Raw genomic sequence first — 17,913 nt, 5'->3', positions numbered from 1 at the left:
GTACCGCCTCGTGCGGTACGGCATCGCGCGTACGGAGGGCCCGCGGGAACGGATCAGGGCGCCTTGCCGAGCGCCTCCTCCTCGATGAGCGACTCCGCCCGCGCCTCGCTGATGTGCTCCTCCACCCGGGCGGCGGGCAGTCGCACCCGCAGCGCCAGCAGGTACACGATCGCGGCGAGGGCGAGGTTGGCCACGAAGCCCCAGCCGAGACCGATCCAGTCGCGGCCGCCGTCGTAGGCACCGGCCCAACTGGTCAGCGCCAGGCCGCCGAGCCACGGCAGCAGCCAGGTCGCTCCGGCGCGCATGTCGAGCCGCGGGGCGCGGTCGCCGCCGGTCGCCTCGAAGACGGCGAGCAGTACGAGGCCGAGGCCGATGGTGACGAACAGCTTCCAGTTGGTGTTCCAGCCTGCCCAGTAGACGATCAGGTTCGACGCGTACAGGGCGAGGAACGGGATGATGTCGCCGCCGGGGACCTGGAAGACCCGCTCGTGGCGGGGGATCTGCCGGCGCATCGCGGCCAGCACCAGGGGGCCGGAACCGAAGGACAGCACGGTCGCGGAGGTGATGAACCCGACGAGCTGCTGCCAGCTCGGGAAGGGCAGGAACACGATCAGGCCGAGGACGAACGTCACGACCAGGCTGATCAGCGGCGCCCCGCGCGGAGTGGTGCGCGCCAGTGCCTCGGGCGCGTTGCGGTTGCGGCCCATCGCGTACGAGATCCGCGCCGTGACCGTGGTGTAGATCAGGCCGGTGTCGGCCGGGGAGATCACCGCGTCCACGTACAGCAGGTAGGCCAGCCAGCCCAGGCCGATGGCGCTCGCGATCGCGGCCAGCGGGCCGAAGTCGTTGGCGAACTGCAGGTTCAGCCAGCCGTGCGAGGCACTGAGGTCATGGCCGGGTACGGCGGCGAGGAACGCGACCTCCAGCAGGATGTAGATCACGGCGGTGATCAGCACCGAGCCGATCACCGCGAACGGCACGTTGCGCTTGGGGTTGTCCGTCTCGCCGGCCAGCTCCACCGCCTGCCGGAAGCCGAGGAAGGAGAAGGTGATCCCGGCCGTGGAGATGGCGGTGAAGATGCCCTTGGCGCCGCCGGGCGCGAAGCCGCCGTACTCCTTGGCGTCGAAGTTGTGCCCGTGGAAGGCGGTGAACATGAACGCCGCCACCACCAGCAGGATGATGCCGAGCTTCCACCACACCAGCACGTTGTTGACCCGGGCGAACCAGCGGATGCCGAAGTAGTTCAGCGCCACGAAGAACGCCATCGCCACGACGGCGACCGCGTACCCGAGGCCGGTCAGGGTGTGGGTGCCGGTGGCCGGATGGGCGACGGTGAAGTCGGCCCACCGCGTCGCGTACTGCAGCGCGCCCTCGACCTCGATCGGCGCGACCGTCGCCGCCGCGATCCAGGTGATCCACCCCATCGTGTAACTGGCGAACGACCCGAAGGACAGGTGCGGGAAGCGCACGACGCCGCCCGAGACGGGGAACATGGTGCCCAGCTCGGCGTAGCACAGGCCGATGAGCAGGATCATCACCGCGGCCAGTGCCCACGAGAACACCGAGGAAGGTCCCGCCTCGCGGGCCGCGTTGAGCGCGCCGAACAGCCACCCGGAGCCGATGATCGACCCGACGCAGGCGAAGAGCAGGCTGACCCGCCCCAGGTCCCGCTTGAGCCCGGGCTTGTGCGAGGCAGTCCCCGTCGCCCCTTCCGGTTGTGTCGATGTCGCGCTCATGCACCACCGTCCTTGCCGTTACGGACGGCAGGCTCGCAATCACCGGACTTCCGCACCTGCCGCGTTTCTCCGTACTCGCCCTGCCCCGAGATACCCCGGGCATGCGCGGATGCTCCGCGTGCACGATACGTCACGCACTGTCGCCGAACTGCCGCGCGAGGAGGGGCTGTACGTCGTAGCTGTACGTTGTGGCCTGGCCTGGCCTGGCCTGGCCTGGCTTGGCGTGGGGCGGTCAGCGGGGGCGGGTCGCGGCGCAGCGGACGCAGGTGACCGTCGCGGGAAGGGCGTCGAGGCGTTCCGGCGGGATCGGTTCGCCGCAGCTCGCGCACCGCCCGTACGTGCCGCGGTCGAGCCGCTCCAGGGCCTGGTCGACGGCGGCCAGATGGTCGCGGGTCCGGTCGAGCAGGGCGGAGACATGGGCCCGCTCGAAGGCGGTGTTCGACCCCTCGGGGTCGTGCTCGTCGTCGACGGCGATCAGGGCGTTCGCCTCGACGATGCCCTCGTACTCGGCGCTCAGCGCCACGATCTGCGCGCGTGCCGCTTCCCGTGCCTCGACCAGGCGGGCGCGGACGGCCGACCCGTCGCCCGGCGGGGCGGGATCGGCGGCATCGTGCGCATCGCTCATCAACCCGACCATACCGACAGCCGGGGCATGGTGTGAGGATGCCCGCGGCTCCGGAGGAGCAGGCTGCGATAGGGTCGGTCGATCTTCAGACTCGTATGCATGGGGGCGCAACAGTGACGACCGAGGTGACGCCCGAACTGGCCGCGGCGATCCAGCGTGGCTACGACCAGCGCGACCGGGCGAACATGGCACCGACGATCGCCTACTTCCAGGCGCTGCTCGCCGACCACCCCGACCACCCCGTCCTCGTGTACGAGGTGGCCGGTGCCTACGACACCGCCGGTGAGGAGGCGACCGCCCGCGGCTACTACGAGCGGGCGCTCGCCCTCGGCCTCGACGGAGACGTCCTGCGCCGCTGCCTGTGCCAGTACGGGAGCACCCTGAGGTGGCTGGGCGACCTGGACGAGTCGCTGGCGGTGCTCGACCGCGCCCGCACCGAGTTCCCCGACTCCGACTCCGTACGTGTCTTCCGCGCCCTGACCCTGAACGACGCCAAGCGGCCGGACGAGGCGGTGGCCGAGTTGCTCACCGTCGTCACCACCCATGGCGAGGTCACCGACCTCGGGCGGTGGGCGGTCGGGCTGTCCGGCCTCGCCCAGTGGCTCGCGGACGGGCGCCCCGAATAGGACGCGGCGCTACGGGAGTGTGCCGCACTGTTCGGCGTCGGCGCTGAAGGGGCCTCCCGCCGCGAACACCAGCCGGGCGAAGTTCTCGGCGATGAGGCGGTGGCCCGCGGCGTCGGGGTGGAGGCCGTCGGGGAGCGGGAGCCGGGCATGGTCGCTCTCGCCGTACAACTCGCGTCCGTCCAGATAGTGCAGGAGCGGGTCGTCGGCCGCGCGCTGCGCGACGATGTCGGCGAGTGCGTCGCGGATCACCGTGAGGGTGAGGCCGCCGAAGGCCGTTTCCGCCGGGTCGCCCATGGCCTTGAACCGCATCCCGCCGCCGTCGAAGTCCGGGGTCAGCGGGCCGGGGGTGTCCTCCTGGGCGGGGCACAGCAGGGGGGACACGACGAGCAGCGGTGTCGTCGGGTGGCCCTCCCGGATCGTGTCCAGGAAGCCGTGGACGGCCGGGCCGAAGGCACGTAGCCGCATGACGTCGGCGTTGACGACGTTGATGCCGAGCTTGACGCTGATCAGGTCGGCGGGGGTGTCCCGCATGGCGCGGGCGGTGAAGGGGTCGAGCAGCGCGCTGCCGCTGAAGCCCAGGTTGACCAGTTCCACGCCGCCCGCCGCGGCGGCGAGCGCGGGCCATGTGGCGGTGGGATGCGGGGCGTTGGAGCCGTGGCTGATCGAACTGCCGTGATGCAGCCACCACTTGCGCCCGCTGTCCGGGGCCGGTGCGACGGGCGCGTCGGTGTGCAGGGCGATCAGTTCGGCGCTCTCGTTGTGGGGGAGCCAGATCTCGACGTTCTTGTCGCGCGCCGGCAGATCGGTGAACCGGGCGGTGCCCGGCGGCCCTTCCGTCAGCTCGGAGGCTTGGGTGAACATGTCGGTGATCGTGCGCAGGTTGCCGCCGGTGACGGTGGCCTGGGCGGTGAGAACACCGTCGACCAGCAGGTCGTAGACCCCGTCGGGCGGGGGCGGGAAGCCCTCGTAGACCCGTTTGGTGGGCAGTGTGTCGAGTTCGATGACGGTGGCCCGGGTGCGGAAGGCGAGCCGTACGCCGGACGGTTGGGTCTCGGCGAGGGCCAGTTGGTCGTCGGGGATCTGCCGTCGTGCCCCGGCGGGCAGCCGGTGGGGGAGCAGCCCGTGCGCGGTCGTCTCGACGTCGAGGTGACCGCGCAGCATGTCCGCGGTGACGGGGGTGGTGACGGGTGCGGTGGTGGTGCGGTCGGGCTCGGCGTTCATCGTCCTCAGCCTGTCGGTGGAGAAGCCATGGGGGCGGTGCGGTGGGGTGTGACGCGGTGGTGTGTGATGCGGTGGGGGTGTGATGCGGCCGTCCGCGCGGCAGTTGCTCAGGGGGTGGCCGGGTTGCGCAGCAGCGCGTCGAGGCGGTCCACGATCCAGTCCCATGACTGCTGCGAACCCGGGGCACTGTGCTCGAAGCCACCGGCCATCTCCAGGCTGATGTATCCGTGGAAGGCACTGCCCAGCATCCGCACCGCGTGCGTCTGGTCCGGCTCCGCCAGGTCGTAGCCGCGCAGGATGGCCCGCGCCATCTGTGCGTGCCGCACCCCGGCGCTCGCGGCGGCGGTCTCCGGGTCGAGCCTGAGCCGCGCGGCGTCGTACCGGCCGGGGTGCTCCCGGGCGTAGTCGCGGTACGCGTTGGCGAAGGCGGCCAGCGCGTCCCTGCCCGCCCGCCCCGCCACCGCTTCGGCGACCCGGTCGGCGAGTTCGTCCAGCGCGAAGAGGGCGATCCGGGTCATGAGGTCCTGCGAGCTTTTCACGTGCGAGTACAGGCTCGCCGTCTTGACGTCGAACCGCCGCGCCAGCGCGGCCACACTCACCTGCCCGAACCCGACCTCATCGGCCAACTCCGCCCCCGCCCGTGCCAGCCGCTCCGGGGTCAGCCCCGCTCTGGCCATGACGATCCTCCCTGTCGGCTACACCCATCATGCATTTGCCTAACCTCATTAGGCAAATGCCGCGAGCTGCCGCGGGGTCACCTGTCGCCGAAGCGCCTGGCCAGTCCGTAGGCGGCGGACACCGCGACAGTCAGGGCGACGAAGCGGGGCACGTCGAGGTCGTGCCTCCATGCCGTCCACAGGGTGCCGGTGGATGCCACGTGGCTGTGGATGAGGGCGGTGCCGAACAGGTCGCCGGAGATCACCGCGACGGCCGTGAGCAGTGCGGCCGTGAAGGGGAGCGCGGTGTTGCGCCCGCCGACCTTGCCGACGGTGATGCCCACCAGCGCACCGACCGCGAGGGGGCCGTAGCCCAACTCGGTGGTGTGGCCGTTGTCATGGGCCAGCGCTCGCAGCAGGAAGCCGTAGGCGAGTGCCGCCACGATTGCCACGAGCGTGCCCGTCACGAGGCCGCGGCCGAGGGCGTTCCGCTCGGGGGCTACCGGCGGTGGCACGAAAGGGCGGACCGGGTTCTGGTCACCGGTCTGCGGCGGTGGATATTCGGCGCTCATGAAAAAGCCCCCCCGGGCGATATGAATTGCGGTCACCGCGTCACGCCGACGGGATGAGGCCGTCGGCGAAGTGCGGCACCGAAATCTAGCACCAGGGTGGGGATATGGGACATGCGGGAGGCGTACGATTCGTAATTGCGGGCGTGACGGTGTGTCAACTCGCCCTGTGAACGCTCCCCTTCTCCCTCCACCGGTGAGGAGATGGCGGGAGAAGGGGAGCGCGTACGGGGATCCTCGCGTGGGGATCAGTACGGGCCGTTGACGTTGTCGATCGAGCCGTACATGTGGGCGGCGTAGTTGCACGCGGCGGTGATGTTCGCGACCGGGTCGTAGATGTTGTTCGAGGTCCCGGCGACGTGGTAGGCGTCGAACGTCGGCTGGATGACCTGCAGCAGGCCGATGGACGGGGTGCCGGCGGCGGCGTTGGAGTCCCACAGGTTGATGGCGTTGGGATTGCCGGAGGACTCCCGCATGATGTTGCGGTGGATGCCGTCGTAGCTGCCCGGGATGTTGTTCTGCTTCATGATCGCCAGGGCGTGGTTGATCCAGCCGTCCAGGTTGTCCGGGTAGGACTGGCTCGAGGCGGTCGTCGCGGAGGCCGGCTTCGCGGTGGTCGCCGCCGCCGGGGCCGCCGTGGTGGCGGGCGTGGACGACGCGGGCTTCTCCGTGGAGGACCCCCAGGTCGGGACCTTGAGCACCTGGCCCGGGTGGATGATGTACGGGCTGTGGATCTTGTTGGCCCAGGCGATGGCGTGCCAGTTGGTCTTGTGCGTCCGGGCGATGCTGCTGAGCGTGTCGCCCTTCTTGACCGTGTACGACGTGAACGAGCGGTGCTCGTTCCAGTGGTGCCAGGTGTGTGCGGTGTGCGGCGCACTCGTGGAGCCGGACGGCTCGGCGGCCTGGGCCGTACCCGCCGCGGTGGCCACTGCCACTGCGGCGAACGCGCCGGCGACGACGGCACCTCGGGTGGCGATCAGGCGCTTGTTCGCCGGGCGTCTGTAGGCGTGCTTGGCCATGCTGCGGACCTCTTCCCCATTGCTTGTCAGAGCGGCCGGCCCCCTCCCCTGACATTCCGGCTCGCATTTACGTTTCGCGGTGCGCTGCAGCGAGCACATTGTTAGCAGCTGATAAAAGGCTCCACAATTACCCTTTGTGCTAGGGGGCGTAGTAGATGCCTTTGTCGTGCCGCTATTTCCCCCGGGGATACTGGGGCGACGGCAGACCTGCGAATGCACTATCCGGCTTCGTAAGTGACTTACGTCCTATGTCGTGCGTCACATTGAAGGACCGGGGGACGGGGGCGATTCGGGCGTCCGGGGAGCGAAGTGGGACATTCCTTTTCCCGTCGCAATAATTATTTAGCCAAGTAAATGCACTAAAAAGGTCTCATGTCAAAATAAAACGGACATCGGTGGGGAGGTTTTGTCCGAATCAAGACGTCTTGCCCGAAAAGCCTTTCCGCGCCCCGGAGGCCCGCGCACGGCCGGCGCGAGCCTGGCCCCCGAAGCGGGTGGCCCCGGAGGCGAGGAGGCGCTCCGACCGCAGCGCGGGTCAGGGACCGTACGGCCCTGGCCGGGTCAGCGGGTGCGGAGGTGGGTGAGGAAGGTGGTGAGGTGGTGGGCTACCGACGCGGGAGCTGTCCTGGGGCCTCCAGGACCATGCGCTGGTCGATGAACTCCCCGGCGGAACGTGTCGTCGTCCGCCGCCCCGCCCCCGCCCGCGCCCGCGGCCACCCCGGACAGCAGGCGCAGCACCAGAGCTCCCAGCAACTGGCGCAGCAGCTCGATACGCGTCGGGAACGGGTCGCTCTCCCCTTCGGCGTACTCACGGCGCAGGTGTTCCAGCGCCAGTGCCGCCAAGGGCCGGGACGTGGCCGGCTGCCGCCACAGGGTGGGACCGAAGGTGTCCTCGGCGGCGGCCTGCGCGAGCGTCCCCGGGGCGAGGAAGTCGGGCTGGAACAGCGCGAGCGTGCCCTGCACGTCCTCCACGCCGTCGAACTGGTGCACCTGGCCGGGGCGCAGCCACAGCACGCTCCCCGGACCCAGCGGGTGGCGCTAGCAGTCGACCGTGTGGTGGCCGACTCCACGGTCGACCACCCCCAGCACATGGAACTGCGGACGCTGCGGCGCCCTGCGCCGGGACGGCGGCCCCATCGCGCGCATCCGCGCGAAGGACATCACCTCCACACCGAAGGGCGCGTCTGCCGGGCTGCGGTAGGGAACGCTTCTGATCTCCGTGGGCCGCTTGCCGCTCATCACTGCCGATACCCGCGGCACGGCGCCGTTCCCAGTCACGGCCTCAGTCGCGGGTGACGGAGACCCCGCCGAGCAGCCCCCACGCGTCGATACGGACCGTCGGCCCGCCCGCCTTCGTCGGACCCTCGTCCCTCACCCCGCCCAGCCGGATACCCCGCACATCCACCACCACATCCCCGCGGACCTTCAGGCTCACGCCCCCGATCAGGCTCAGCTTGGTGATGCGCAGCTCCGCCCCGTCGGGGATCTCCACATCCGTGAGGTCGATGTTCGCCCCACCGATGAGCGACGCGGTGAGCGTGCGCTCGTGCAATGTCGCCCCGCCGAGCCGGTGACCGCCTATCAGGCTCACCTTGACGTCGGTCTTCTTCGGGTCGGTCCCACCTGTCTTCGTCATGGAACGAAGGTACGGTCGGCGCCCCCCGGCACCCCAGTGCCTGCCGTCCATGCCTGCACATGACAGATGTCATGTGACCGGCCTGCCTCAAAGAGCCTGCACGGAGGGGAAGTTCACGGCTTCCACCACCCGTCCGGGCGCGGGAGCGTATTTCCGTACGCATTTCATAGGGAGTGCCCGCGGTGGGCGGCGCGGAGGCGGTTGACTGGGGAAATGGTGCTGGGGGGCGGGCCGTACGGTGGGCGGCGGGTGGCGAGGGGTGTGGCGCGGCGGTTCTGGTGGGTGGTCGGGATTGCCGGGCTCACGTATGTGCTCGGGTGGACGGTCGCGGCCGGGGTGGGCGCTCATGATGTGAACCTCGTCGCGGGCCTGCTGAGTCTGGCGGTCTCCGCGGTCGCCCTCGGGGTCACGCTGCTGCAGATGGCGCTGGCGGTGCGGCCGGACGCGAGTCCCGAGGGGGTGCGGAAGGCGGCCGACGCGCTGGCCGGGCATGTGATGACGCTGGAGGGCAGGCAGCGCGCCCGGTGGCTGGGCGACGACGTGTTCCCGATCGACGTGCGGTTCCACCTGGAGGAGGGGCCGACGCGCAACGCCGCCAACGCCCGGACCACCGGGACCCTCGCCGGGGTGCACGACTACTACCGGGACCTCGTACCGCGCCGCATGGTGATCAGCGGTCCGGGCGGGTCGGGGAAGACGGTGCTCGCGGTCGATCTGCTGCTGGCGCTGCTCGACCAGCGGGAGGACGGTGACGCCGTGCCCGTACGGTTCTCGCTGCCGGACTGGGACACGCGGGTGCCGCTGGAGCGGTGGCTGGTGGGGAGGCTGGCGGACGACTACCGCGTCCCCCGGGCGCAGGCGGCGCTGCTCGTACGGCAGCGGGCGGTCGTTCCGGTGCTGGACGGCCTCGACGAGATGTGGTCCGACGACGGCGGGGCGCAGCGCGCGATCGCGGCGGTCGCCGAGATGAACAGTCTGCGGGTCGGGAAGCAGAGCGCTCCGCTGATCGTCACCTGCCGCCAGGAGTTCCTCGACGAGCTCGCCAACGACCACGGGATACGCCTGCTGGACGTGGCGACCGTCTCGGTGCGGCGGCTGACAGCCGCTCAGGTGGCGGACTACCTCGGCAGCCGGTTCGCGGATCCGGGGCGCTGGCACGGTGTGCTCGATCGGTTGACGACCGAGCCTGACGGTGTGCTGGCCCAGGGGCTGTCCACGCCGTGGCGCCTGACGCTGGCTGCCACCGCGTACTCGCAGGAAACCGACGGCTCACCGGACGAGTTGCTGGCCGAGACCACGGACGAGGGAGTGCGCCAGCACCTCCTGACACGCTTCGTCGACGTCACGACCCGGACGTACCCGCGCCTGAACCGTAGGCACACCGCGTATTACGACCCAGACGCCGTACGGCGATGGCTCGTCTTCCTCGCCGCGCATCTGGACCGTACGGCCGGGCGGGAGGTCGGTGGCCGCAGGTTCTCAGGGTCGGACATCCGGCTGCACGAGCTGTGGCCGATCGTGGGCGCCAAGGCCACCGTCCGGACGGCGTCGGTCCTCGACGCCGCGGTCCTGCTCGCGGTGGGCTATGTGTCGTGCCGGGTCCTGCGGCTCCCGACGCCCGGCTGGGCCGTCGTTGCCGTCTACGCGGCCCTGTACGGACTCGCCCTCGTGCTCCAGGAGGAGGGGGTACCGAAGGCCCCCCAGCGTCTCTCGTGGAGCTACGCGCGCGGTGTCCTGGGAACATGGACCACCCTTGCGTTGTCCGGGTCCGTCGGCATCGTGGTGTTCGGTGTCCTGTGGTACGGGGGCCACCGTTTCGGCTATTTCCTGACCATGGGCGCGCACCCGGCGGGGCTCGACTTCGTGCTCGCGTGCCTCATCTCCGGGTGCCTTTCCGGACTCCTCGCCCCGCTGGTGGTCTCCGCGGTGGAAAGCCGCGAGGAGCCGCCGCTCAGCGTCGACCCGACGCTGCCGATCAGGCAGGAGATGCGGCGCAGCGTTCTCGTGGGGAGCGTCTGCGGAGTGGCAGCCGGGGCCCTGGTCCGGCTGCCCAGCGCGTTCCCTCGCCATCTCACACGCTTGTCGACCCTGCTCGCGGCCGACCGGACCCGCGCCGCGGCGTCCCACCGCCGCGACAAGTGGGTCAACGTGTGGACGGACAACGGGGTGACCGGGTTGCTCGACCGCTGGGCCATACCGCACTTCGCGCGGTTCCCGCACGGATTCCCCGCCCGCTGGCCCGGTGTGTGCCTGTGGTTCACGCTCGTCGGGCTGGCGGCGGGGTACTTCTCCGCGGCCCTGTCGCGGCGCTACCTCGCCATGCTCGTGGTGGGCGTGGGGCGGTTGCCTCTGGGCCTGACAGCCTTTCTGACCTGGTGTCATTCGGCGGGGCTGCTGCGTACGGCGGGCACCGCGTTCCAGTTCCGCCATCGCGAGCTGCAGGAGTGGCTGGCCCAGCAGGCGCCGCGGCCAGCCCCGTCCCCGCCTGACGGGTCGTGAGGGGGCGTTCTCAAATGCCCGTCCTTCTGCCTGTCCTGACGCATGCTCAGCAGTTCCGGAACGCCTCCCGTACAGAGCCGCCAACGAGTGCGCACCATGTGCTCAGGTCCACCTTGCCGTTGGGGGTCAGGCCGTGCAGGCGCTGCATGTCCTGGACGGCCTTCATGGTGGCGTGGTCGAAGTCGCCGGTGATGGTGACGGTGTCGGCGTAGCCCTTGATGCCCAGGATGTACTGCACCGCGCTCACCGGGAGCCCGGTGGCGTCCTTGTCCAGGACCGGGGCGAGCGCCTCCCATGTGGCGAGGTCGAACGTGGCGTCCGCGGTCACCGGGATGCCGTGTGTGGTCTGGAAGTCGGCGACCACCTGGTTCATGTCGGTGCCGAAGACGCCGTTGACGGCGAGGGCGGTGTATCCCGCGTCGACCAGCAGGTACTGCGCGACCTGCACGACCTGGCTGTCCACGAAGCGCCAGATGTCGGGCCAGCGGCGGGCGGGCACCTCCCGGCGCGGAACACCCATCGCCTTGAGGACCCGGGAGCGCACCATCGGGAACTGGGCGTAGAAGGCGATGCCCGGGCAGTCGGTCCCGAGGCGGAAGTCCCAGTGGCCGAAGATGTCCCAGGCGTTGAGGCGGAACTGCCGGCACACCGCGACGCACAGCTCGACCAGCGAGTCCAGCAGGGCCTGCGGGGGTGTCTCGGTGATGTACGTGCCCTCGTTCTCGATGCCGATGGCGTTGCCGTTCTCACCCGGGCAGTGTGCGGAGATGACCTGGTGCTGTCCCGCGTCCAGCGTCTCCAGGCTGCGGTGGCGTCCCTCCAGTACGTATCCGCCGCGGCTGACGGTGAAGTGCTGGCCGGTGTCCGCCCAGCCGTTGGTGTCCATGTGCAGGTTCTGGCAGTCCCTGGCCAGTTGCAGGGCGTGGTCGCGCGAGTAGTCGGTGACGTTGGGGAACGCCATGTGGTGCAGGATGATCTTGTTGGTGGTGTTGCCGGTGATCTGGATCGGGCTCGACGGCGGCCGGGCCCCCCAGGTGTCGCAGTCGATGATCCACGGGAACTCGGGCGACGGCGTGGCCTCCGCCGTACCGGGGAAGGCCAGCCCGGTACCGACGACCGCGGCGACCGCACCCCCCAGCCCGACTCTGAACAGCGTACGGCGATCGACCTCGTGCTCATGCGCAGCCATGAATCCTCCGGTCCGGCAGGACAGGGCAGCCTCCGCCGGCTGCCAACGCCCCCCGGAGACTACGCAGTTCGGAGTCGCTGTGCCAGAAACTTTCCAAGATTGTGCGGCGAATGGCAGTTAGCACCACCGCAGGCGGCGGGCTACCGGATGGGTCCTCAACAGCCGTGGATCCGGGGCCCGTTCTACGCGGCGGAGGTGAGGAGGGACAGGAGGCGGTCGACGGTGCCCGGGGTCTCGCGGTCCAGGCCGGGGAGATCGAGACCGTCGTCGGCGAGGATCGCCAGCAGCGCGTGGTCGCCCACCGCCAGGACGACGACGTAGCCGCCGGTGCAGCGGGTGACCACGTTGGCCAGGCCGAACAGGCCGACCTCCGCCGCGGTGCGGCGGCCGAGTCCCAGGCTCGCGGCGGCGAGCGCGGCCACCGACTCGGGCTGCGCGGTCGCGGTGTCGGCCGCCACGAGGAGTCCGTCCGCGGTCGAGATCACCGTCTCGTTGACGCCCATGACGCGTGCACGCAGGGACTTGAGCTCGGCGACGAGCGCTTCGTACGGGGCGGCGATGGTCACGATGCAGGCTCCTTGTGGCGGCCGGTCGCAGTACCGCGGTTGGCGGCAGGATCCGCGGCGGCCGGATCCGCGACAGGCGGTCGTGCGGTGGGTGTCTCGGCGGTGGGTGTCTCGGCGGTCTGAGGGTCGGCCGTGTGAGGGTCGCCGTCCGGCGATGCCGGCACGTCGTCGGACAGCGCGTTGCGGATGAGGCGCAGCCGGAGGACGGTGCTGCGCTGTTCCTCCGACATCGCGGTGGGGGCCTGGGTGTTGGCGGGAAGCCGGCTCTGCGGCAGGTTGCGGCTGGGGCTGCGGCGGGGCAGCGGCGCGTCGTCGGCGGGCGGGGGCGGCGCGGGCCGCTCGGAGCTGCGCGCCGTGACCACGGGACCGGGCGCGTGCGGCTCGACGGTCTGCACGAGGAACCGCCGGGCGGTCAACCGGAGCAGGTCGATCATCACCGGGTACACCCCGCGGCCGGTCGCGAAGGCGAGGTCGCGCGGCGTGCGGCGGCCGTTGACGCTGAGCAGCAGCGTACGGTCGCGGCTGCCGAGCCCGTCCACGTCGGTGCGGATCGCGGGCAGGACCGGGGTGCGGGCGAACTCGCCGACGGAGGCGACCTGTTCGCGCAGCGTCCGCAGGCGCACCGCGGTCTCCTCGACGAGCCGGGGCGGCTCGTGGCCGGGCCACGCGCCCAGTTCGGGGTCGCGGCCCGGATCGAGGCGCCAGCCCGTCACCGGTTGCAGTGCCATGGCGAAGGCGCCGTCGAAGAGAGCGGCGGTGCAGATGACCGACAGTTCGGCGTCCGAGATGAGCCCCCGGCCGGTCAGCACCGCCGCCAGCGGCCGGTCTTCGCCGACGGCGACCAGGGCGGCCTCCCAGTCGTGCTCGCCGATGCGCGACGACTTCAACAGGAGTGAGCGGACGGAAGGGGCGGCGGGGGACTCGACCGCGCCGACCAGCCCGTCGCGCAGGAAGAGCGTGCCGCCGGAGCCGCCTTCGACCACGACCGCGCCGGTGAAGCGGTCCTGGCGCAACTGGGTCAGCAGCGAGGGGATGTTGCGTGGTGCGCGCTCACGCGACGTCTGTCGCCCGGGGCTGTCCGTCATACCCGCAGAGCCTTGGCCGCGGCGGTGACCTGACGCGAGGCCAGCGCGAGATTGCTGCCGGAACGGTCCAGCAGCGTGGAGATCAGCAGTGGATCGCCCTGCCGTGGCACGACCTGAACGAGGTGGTAGCTCCGGCGGCCGGTCACCACCACGCTCTCCAGTTCGCCCTGGGCTCCCGCCTCGTGCAGTCCGTCGTCGACGAGGCGCAGCAACTGGCAGACCTCGTGGCCGGATCCGGCAGGCATGCAGTCGCCCAATTCCGCGTAGGTGAACCCGGTCACCGCGTCCACCAGAGCCGCACCGGACGCGCCGGCGGCGGAAAGGACTTCACCGAGTACCGACTGCAGCGCCTCCACGGGCAACCCCTTCACTTTCGATCAGTTGGCAGAGTACCTTAACGCCGGACTCAATCAACTGTGATCGCGTATGGTTATTTTCCGCTCACGTCGGTCCCGCACTCGTAAGGCCCCGGACTGCCGGTGGACCTGCCCAACAAAGGGAATTCCCATGAACATTGAAGCGACGCTCAAGGGTGCGATGGCCATCGAGGGCGCGATCGGGGTGGCGCTCGTCGACTACGAGAGCGGCATGGCGCTGGGCACCCTCGGCGGCGGGAACGGGCTGGACCTGGAGGTGGCCGCGGCCGCCAACACCGAGGTCGTACGGGCGAAGGCCCGCGCGCTGTCGATGCTCGCGATCGACGACTCGATCGAGGACATCCTCATCACCCTGGGCACGCAGTACCACCTGATCCGTCTGCTCGGCGGCGGCGGCTCGCTCTTCCTGTACCTCGCACTCGACCGCGGCCGGGCGAACCTGGCTCTGGCCCGCCACGTACTCAAGCAGGTCGAGGGAGAACTGCAGATCTGACCGGGGCGGCGGACCGGGTGGATTCGCCGTCCGACCGAATTCCCCCCTCGCGCGTGCCTCCCGCATTCACTGAATTCCCTTCGCATTACGCGTGCCCCACAGAAAACACGGACCACACCCGCCCCGGCGTTTCGACGAATTGCCCAGGGGTGTATTGCCGTGCGAGGCGCGAGAGGCTCCGGCCCTGTGTAATCTCCTTGTCGCGCAGGCGCCCCGCACTCGTGGGCCCGGGCGCGGTCGGCGCCACCCGGAGCCGTGACCGGTACCCCTTCCGGTCACGGCTCCGTCCGCATGGGCGGGCGCAGTGGCCCCGGAGCGCTCCCTCGCCCGCGGTCACCGGGCCGCCACCCGCCGCAGGCCGCCAGACGATGGAAGAGTGGGCGGCTTCCGGGCGTCGCGGGTGGGTAGCCGCGGTTCGAGGGGCGATCTTGGGCGCGGCGGGAACACCGGATCCGGCCATCACTGTTGCACCAGTGGAGGTACCGGCTCCGCGCGGGCGGGGAACGGTGGGACCGGAGAGCGTCCGCCGCGGGACCCGGACCGAGGATTATTCACACAGGAGGACAGTTCATGAGTGACCGGCCCTTGACGCTGATGGCGGTACACGCCCACCCCGACGACGAAGCCACCGGGACGGGAGGTGTCCTCGCGCGGTATGCGGCGGAGGGGATCCGCACGGTCCTGGTGACCTGTACCGACGGCGGTTGCGGTGACGGACCCGAGGGCGTCAAACCGGGCGATCCCGGCCATGATCCAGCGGCGGTCGCCCGGATGCGGCGTCAGGAGCTGGAGGCGAGCTGCGACGTCCTGAAGGTCGATCATCTGGAGACGCTGGACTACGCCGACTCCGGGATGATGGGCTGGCCGGCCAACGACGCGCCCGGATCCTTCTGGCGGACACCCGTGGAGGAGGGCGCGACCCGGCTCGCGGAGCTGCTGCGCAAGTACCGGCCCGATGTCGTCGTCACCTACGACGAGAACGGCTTCTACGGCCATCCCGACCACATCCAGGCCCATCGCATCACGATGGCGGCGCTGGAGATGACCGAGCCGACGCCGAAGGTGTACTGGACGACGGCGCCCCGCTCGATGATGCAGCGGTTCGGGGAGATCATGCGTGAGTTCGGCGCGGACTGGGAGGAGCCGGACCCCGCCGAGGCCGCCGAGACGCCCCGGATCGGACTCCCCGACGAGGAGATCACCACCTGGGTCGACACCAGTGCGTTCGGCGGTCAGAAGTTCGGCGCACTGGCCGCGCACGCCAGTCAGGGCGAGAACATCTTCTTCCTCAAGATGGGCGAGAAGCGCTTCACCGAGCTGATGGGCGTCGAGACCTTCGTCCGTGTCCGCGACACCACGGGCGCCGCCGTCCCCGAGAACGACCTCTTCGCCGGACTGCGCTGACCCTCGGCGCGCCACTGCGCCACGCCGTCCTCCCCGCGAGGGATGCCGGGGTGGCGCAGTTCGCCGTGCCGGACACCGGCGTCCGGACCGCCGCCTCCCACCCTGCGCCCTGGCCGCCGCCGCGTGCGGGCGGCACACTGCCGTCATGGCCGACACCGCGGGCGAGGCACTCGAACTGCACCGGCTGGAGGTCGCCCGGCCGGGCGTACTGCCTTTCGCCATCGGGTCGTTCGACACCATCGGCGCGCTGGCCAGGGCCGACTTCCCGCACCGGCACAGCTTCTACGAGATCGCGCTGGTCACCCACGGCCGCGGCGCGCACGTGGTGGACCTCGTACGGCAGGAACTCCACCCGCCGTACCTGTACGCGATGGTGCCCGGGCAGGTCCACCACTGGCAGGACGCCGAGGACATCGCGGGCTGGGTGCTGCTGTTCAACGAGGACTTCCTGCTGCCGCACCCCGGCGACGCCGACATCGTGCGCCGGCTCAGCACCCGGGCGAGACTGCGGCCCGACCCCACCGAGGCGGCCCAACTGCGGTCGCTGCTGGCGGATCTGGACCGCGAGTACCGGTCGGCCGCACCGGGGCACATCAGCATCCTGGCCTCGTACCTGCACATCCTGCTGCTGCGGGCGCTGCGGCTGGGCGACGCGCGGCTGCCCGGATCCGGTCCGGGAGCGGGGGGCGCCGGGCGGGCGGAGGAGTTGACCGGCCGTTTCCGGCGGCTCACGGCGGAACCCGGGGCGCGGCTGCGCTCGGTGGAGGAGTACGCCCGCGAACTGGGCGTCTCCGCCAGCTATCTGCACGACGCGGTGAAGCGCGGCACCGGCCGCACCCCCGGGCAGCTGATCCGGGCGGGACAGATCCTGGAGGCCAAACGGCTGATCGCGGGCACCGATCTGACGATCCGCCAGATAGCGGCCGACGTGGGCTTCGCCGATCCCGCGTACTTCTGCCGGTTCTTCCGCCGGGAGACCGGGGTGTCACCCGGGCACTTCCGTCGGGTCGTCGGTGAAATGCACCACGAACCAGCAGGGCGGTCCCTCGCCGCACCGCCGGGGCCTGCGTAGATTCGCTGCCGGGTGCCCGTGGGTGCGGCACGACCGCCCGCGGCCCCCGGTACGCCATCGCGCGTGCCTCCATCCGCCCTGCCCCCCGTTCGAGGGAGTTCACCGTGTCCACCCCCCACGACGAGTCCGGCCGTCACGACGGCACCGGCGTCTCCGAGGACCACCGAGGGATCAGCCGCAAGAACCTGATCAAGGCGGCGTTACTGGCCGGCGTCGTACCGCTGGTGACCGGCGGCGGCGTCGCCCTGGCCCGCGACCGGGCGACCACCGCGCCGAACCGGCCGCTGGATGTCACCCCGGCCTGCCACGACGGCGATCCCACGACGCTGCCGAACATCGAGGGCCCGTACTTCAAGCCGAACTCGCCGCTGCGCACCACCATCACCGGCGCCGGAATGCCGGGCACCCCGCTCACCGTCTCCGGCTACGTCTTCGGCCGGAACTGCCTGCCGGTGGCCGGCGCCCTGCTGGACTTCTGGCAGGCCGACGACAGCGGCGGCTACGACATGTCCGGCTTCACCCTGCGCGGCCACCAGTTCAGCACCGCCCAGGGCGCCTTCGGGCTGACCACCATCGTCCCGGGCCTGTACCCGGGGCGCACACGGCACATCCACGTCAAGGTGCAGGCGCCCGGACAGCCCGTCCTCACCACGCAGTTGTACTTCCCCGGCGAGCCGCGCAACTCCACCGACGCCTACTACGACCCCCGGCTGGAGATGACCGTGCGGCAGGCCGGCGGCGGGGAGCAGGCGAGCTTCGACTTCGTACTCGACGTCCAGGGGACGCCGACGACGCCCCCGAGCACGCCGCCGAGCACACCTCCCACCACGCCGCCCGGCGGCGGGACGTGGGCGCCGGGTGTCGCGTACCGGGCGGGGGACCAGGTGACGTACGCCGGTCTGTCGTACCGCTGCGTGCAGGCGCACACCTCGATGACCGGATGGGAGCCGCCGAACGTACCGGCCCTCTGGCAGCGCCTCTGAGCATTCCCGGACGGGTGGTCCGTGGCGGGGGCGTGGCCGAAGTCGTCTGCGACGTCGCAGGTCAGCGTCTTGAGATCGCTTTCAGATCATGTGCCGAGGGCGCGAATTGGTCTAGCCCTAGGTCTAGTCCAATCCCTTGACGCGGGTGTGACGCGGC

19 protein-coding genes are annotated in these 17,913 nt (G+C 70.7%); 6 read left to right on the top strand and 13 right to left on the bottom strand.

Translation table 11 applies throughout. The features are described 5' to 3' along the window. Positions 1 to 53: 53 nt before the first annotated feature. Together AB0M29_RS40420 and AB0M29_RS40415 are read right to left on the bottom strand one after the other, a co-directional pair. A complete protein-coding gene (locus AB0M29_RS40420; RefSeq protein ID WP_365391813.1) occupies positions 54 to 1,736 on the bottom strand; it encodes an APC family permease in 1,683 nt (560 codons plus the stop codon). Between the two features lie 232 nt (positions 1,737 to 1,968). Further along, entirely contained in the window at positions 1,969 to 2,361 is a 393-nt protein-coding gene (locus AB0M29_RS40415; protein ID WP_365391812.1) for a TraR/DksA C4-type zinc finger protein, read from the bottom strand. Positions 2,362 to 2,474: 113 nt separating this feature from the next. On the opposite strand from AB0M29_RS40415, the gene AB0M29_RS40410 reads away from it, so the two are divergent. Continuing rightward, the gene (locus tag AB0M29_RS40410) at positions 2,475 to 2,987 is read left to right on the top strand and encodes a tetratricopeptide repeat protein (RefSeq protein ID WP_365391811.1); all 513 of its coding nucleotides are present in this window, start codon (positions 2,475 to 2,477) and stop codon (positions 2,985 to 2,987) included. Positions 2,988 to 2,996: 9 nt separating this feature from the next. Here the strand turns inward: AB0M29_RS40410 and AB0M29_RS40405 are convergent, their stop codons facing one another. From AB0M29_RS40405 to AB0M29_RS40375, 7 genes are all read right to left on the bottom strand, one after another. Beyond that, complete coding sequence (locus AB0M29_RS40405) at positions 2,997 to 4,208, bottom strand: GDSL-type esterase/lipase family protein (protein WP_365391810.1); 1,212 nt, start codon at positions 4,206 to 4,208, stop codon at positions 2,997 to 2,999. Between the two features lie 107 nt (positions 4,209 to 4,315). Beyond that, entirely contained in the window at positions 4,316 to 4,885 is a 570-nt protein-coding gene (locus tag AB0M29_RS40400) for a WHG domain-containing protein (protein ID WP_365391809.1), read from the bottom strand. Between the two features lie 77 nt (positions 4,886 to 4,962). Continuing rightward, positions 4,963 to 5,436, bottom strand: a complete 474-nt coding sequence (locus tag AB0M29_RS40395; protein WP_365391808.1) for a hypothetical protein — start codon at positions 5,434 to 5,436, stop codon at positions 4,963 to 4,965. 245 nt (positions 5,437 to 5,681) lie between these two features. After that, entirely contained in the window at positions 5,682 to 6,452 is a 771-nt protein-coding gene (locus tag AB0M29_RS40390) for a LysM peptidoglycan-binding domain-containing protein (RefSeq protein ID WP_365391807.1), read from the bottom strand. 561 nt (positions 6,453 to 7,013) lie between these two features. Further along, the gene (locus AB0M29_RS40385; protein ID WP_365391806.1) at positions 7,014 to 7,466 is read right to left on the bottom strand and encodes a hypothetical protein; all 453 of its coding nucleotides are present in this window, start codon (positions 7,464 to 7,466) and stop codon (positions 7,014 to 7,016) included. 24 nt (positions 7,467 to 7,490) lie between these two features. After that, entirely contained in the window at positions 7,491 to 7,691 is a 201-nt protein-coding gene (locus AB0M29_RS40380) for a hypothetical protein (RefSeq protein WP_365391805.1), read from the bottom strand. Positions 7,692 to 7,734: 43 nt separating this feature from the next. Next, positions 7,735 to 8,088, bottom strand: coding sequence for a hypothetical protein (locus tag AB0M29_RS40375; RefSeq protein ID WP_365391804.1), 354 nt, complete (start codon positions 8,086 to 8,088; stop codon positions 7,735 to 7,737). Between the two features lie 249 nt (positions 8,089 to 8,337). Between AB0M29_RS40375 and AB0M29_RS40370 the strand changes: the two genes are divergently transcribed. After that, positions 8,338 to 10,587, top strand: a complete 2,250-nt coding sequence (locus AB0M29_RS40370) for an NACHT domain-containing protein (RefSeq protein WP_365391803.1) — start codon at positions 8,338 to 8,340, stop codon at positions 10,585 to 10,587. Between the two features lie 46 nt (positions 10,588 to 10,633). Here AB0M29_RS40370 and AB0M29_RS40365 read toward each other — a convergent pair whose 3' ends face one another. The 4 genes from AB0M29_RS40365 to AB0M29_RS40350 form a co-directional block, all read right to left on the bottom strand. After that, positions 10,634 to 11,776 (bottom strand): N-acetylmuramoyl-L-alanine amidase, encoded by a 1,143-nt coding sequence (locus AB0M29_RS40365; RefSeq protein WP_365391802.1) that lies wholly within the window; start codon positions 11,774 to 11,776, stop codon positions 10,634 to 10,636. Between the two features lie 182 nt (positions 11,777 to 11,958). Beyond that, positions 11,959 to 12,342: a roadblock/LC7 domain-containing protein gene (locus AB0M29_RS40360; protein WP_365391801.1), complete on the bottom strand. Its 384-nt coding sequence runs from the start codon at positions 12,340 to 12,342 to the stop codon at positions 11,959 to 11,961. Next, on the bottom strand, positions 12,339 to 13,427 hold the full coding sequence (locus tag AB0M29_RS40355) for a hypothetical protein (protein ID WP_365391800.1): 1,089 nt from the start codon (positions 13,425 to 13,427) through the stop codon (positions 12,339 to 12,341). The genes AB0M29_RS40360 and AB0M29_RS40355 overlap by 4 nt, the downstream gene beginning before the upstream one ends. Further along, a complete protein-coding gene (locus tag AB0M29_RS40350) occupies positions 13,424 to 13,783 on the bottom strand; it encodes a hypothetical protein (protein ID WP_365391799.1) in 360 nt (119 codons plus the stop codon). The genes AB0M29_RS40355 and AB0M29_RS40350 overlap by 4 nt, the downstream gene beginning before the upstream one ends. 151 nt (positions 13,784 to 13,934) lie before the next feature. Here AB0M29_RS40350 and AB0M29_RS40345 point away from each other — a divergent pair, with 151 nt between their 5' ends. The 4 genes from AB0M29_RS40345 (at position 13,935) to AB0M29_RS40330 (ending at position 17,756) form a co-directional block, all read left to right on the top strand. Beyond that, positions 13,935 to 14,297 (top strand): hypothetical protein, encoded by a 363-nt coding sequence (locus AB0M29_RS40345; protein ID WP_365391798.1) that lies wholly within the window; start codon positions 13,935 to 13,937, stop codon positions 14,295 to 14,297. Positions 14,298 to 14,867: 570 nt separating this feature from the next. After that, on the top strand, positions 14,868 to 15,701 hold the full coding sequence (locus AB0M29_RS40340; protein WP_365391797.1) for a PIG-L family deacetylase: 834 nt from the start codon (positions 14,868 to 14,870) through the stop codon (positions 15,699 to 15,701). A gap of 145 nt (positions 15,702 to 15,846) precedes the next feature. Further along, positions 15,847 to 16,773 carry a helix-turn-helix domain-containing protein gene (locus AB0M29_RS40335; RefSeq protein WP_365391796.1) on the top strand — a complete coding sequence of 309 codons (927 nt, stop codon included), beginning with the start codon at positions 15,847 to 15,849 and terminating at the stop codon, positions 16,771 to 16,773. A gap of 104 nt (positions 16,774 to 16,877) precedes the next feature. Next, positions 16,878 to 17,756, top strand: coding sequence for a carbohydrate-binding protein (locus AB0M29_RS40330; protein ID WP_365391795.1), 879 nt, complete (start codon positions 16,878 to 16,880; stop codon positions 17,754 to 17,756). Positions 17,757 to 17,913 lie beyond the last annotated feature (157 nt).

It is taken from the genome of Streptomyces sp. NPDC051976 (assembly GCF_040680795.1).
Taxonomy (GTDB): domain Bacteria; phylum Actinomycetota; class Actinomycetes; order Streptomycetales; family Streptomycetaceae; genus Actinacidiphila.
This window is presented reverse-complemented; position numbering and strand designations above follow the sequence as displayed.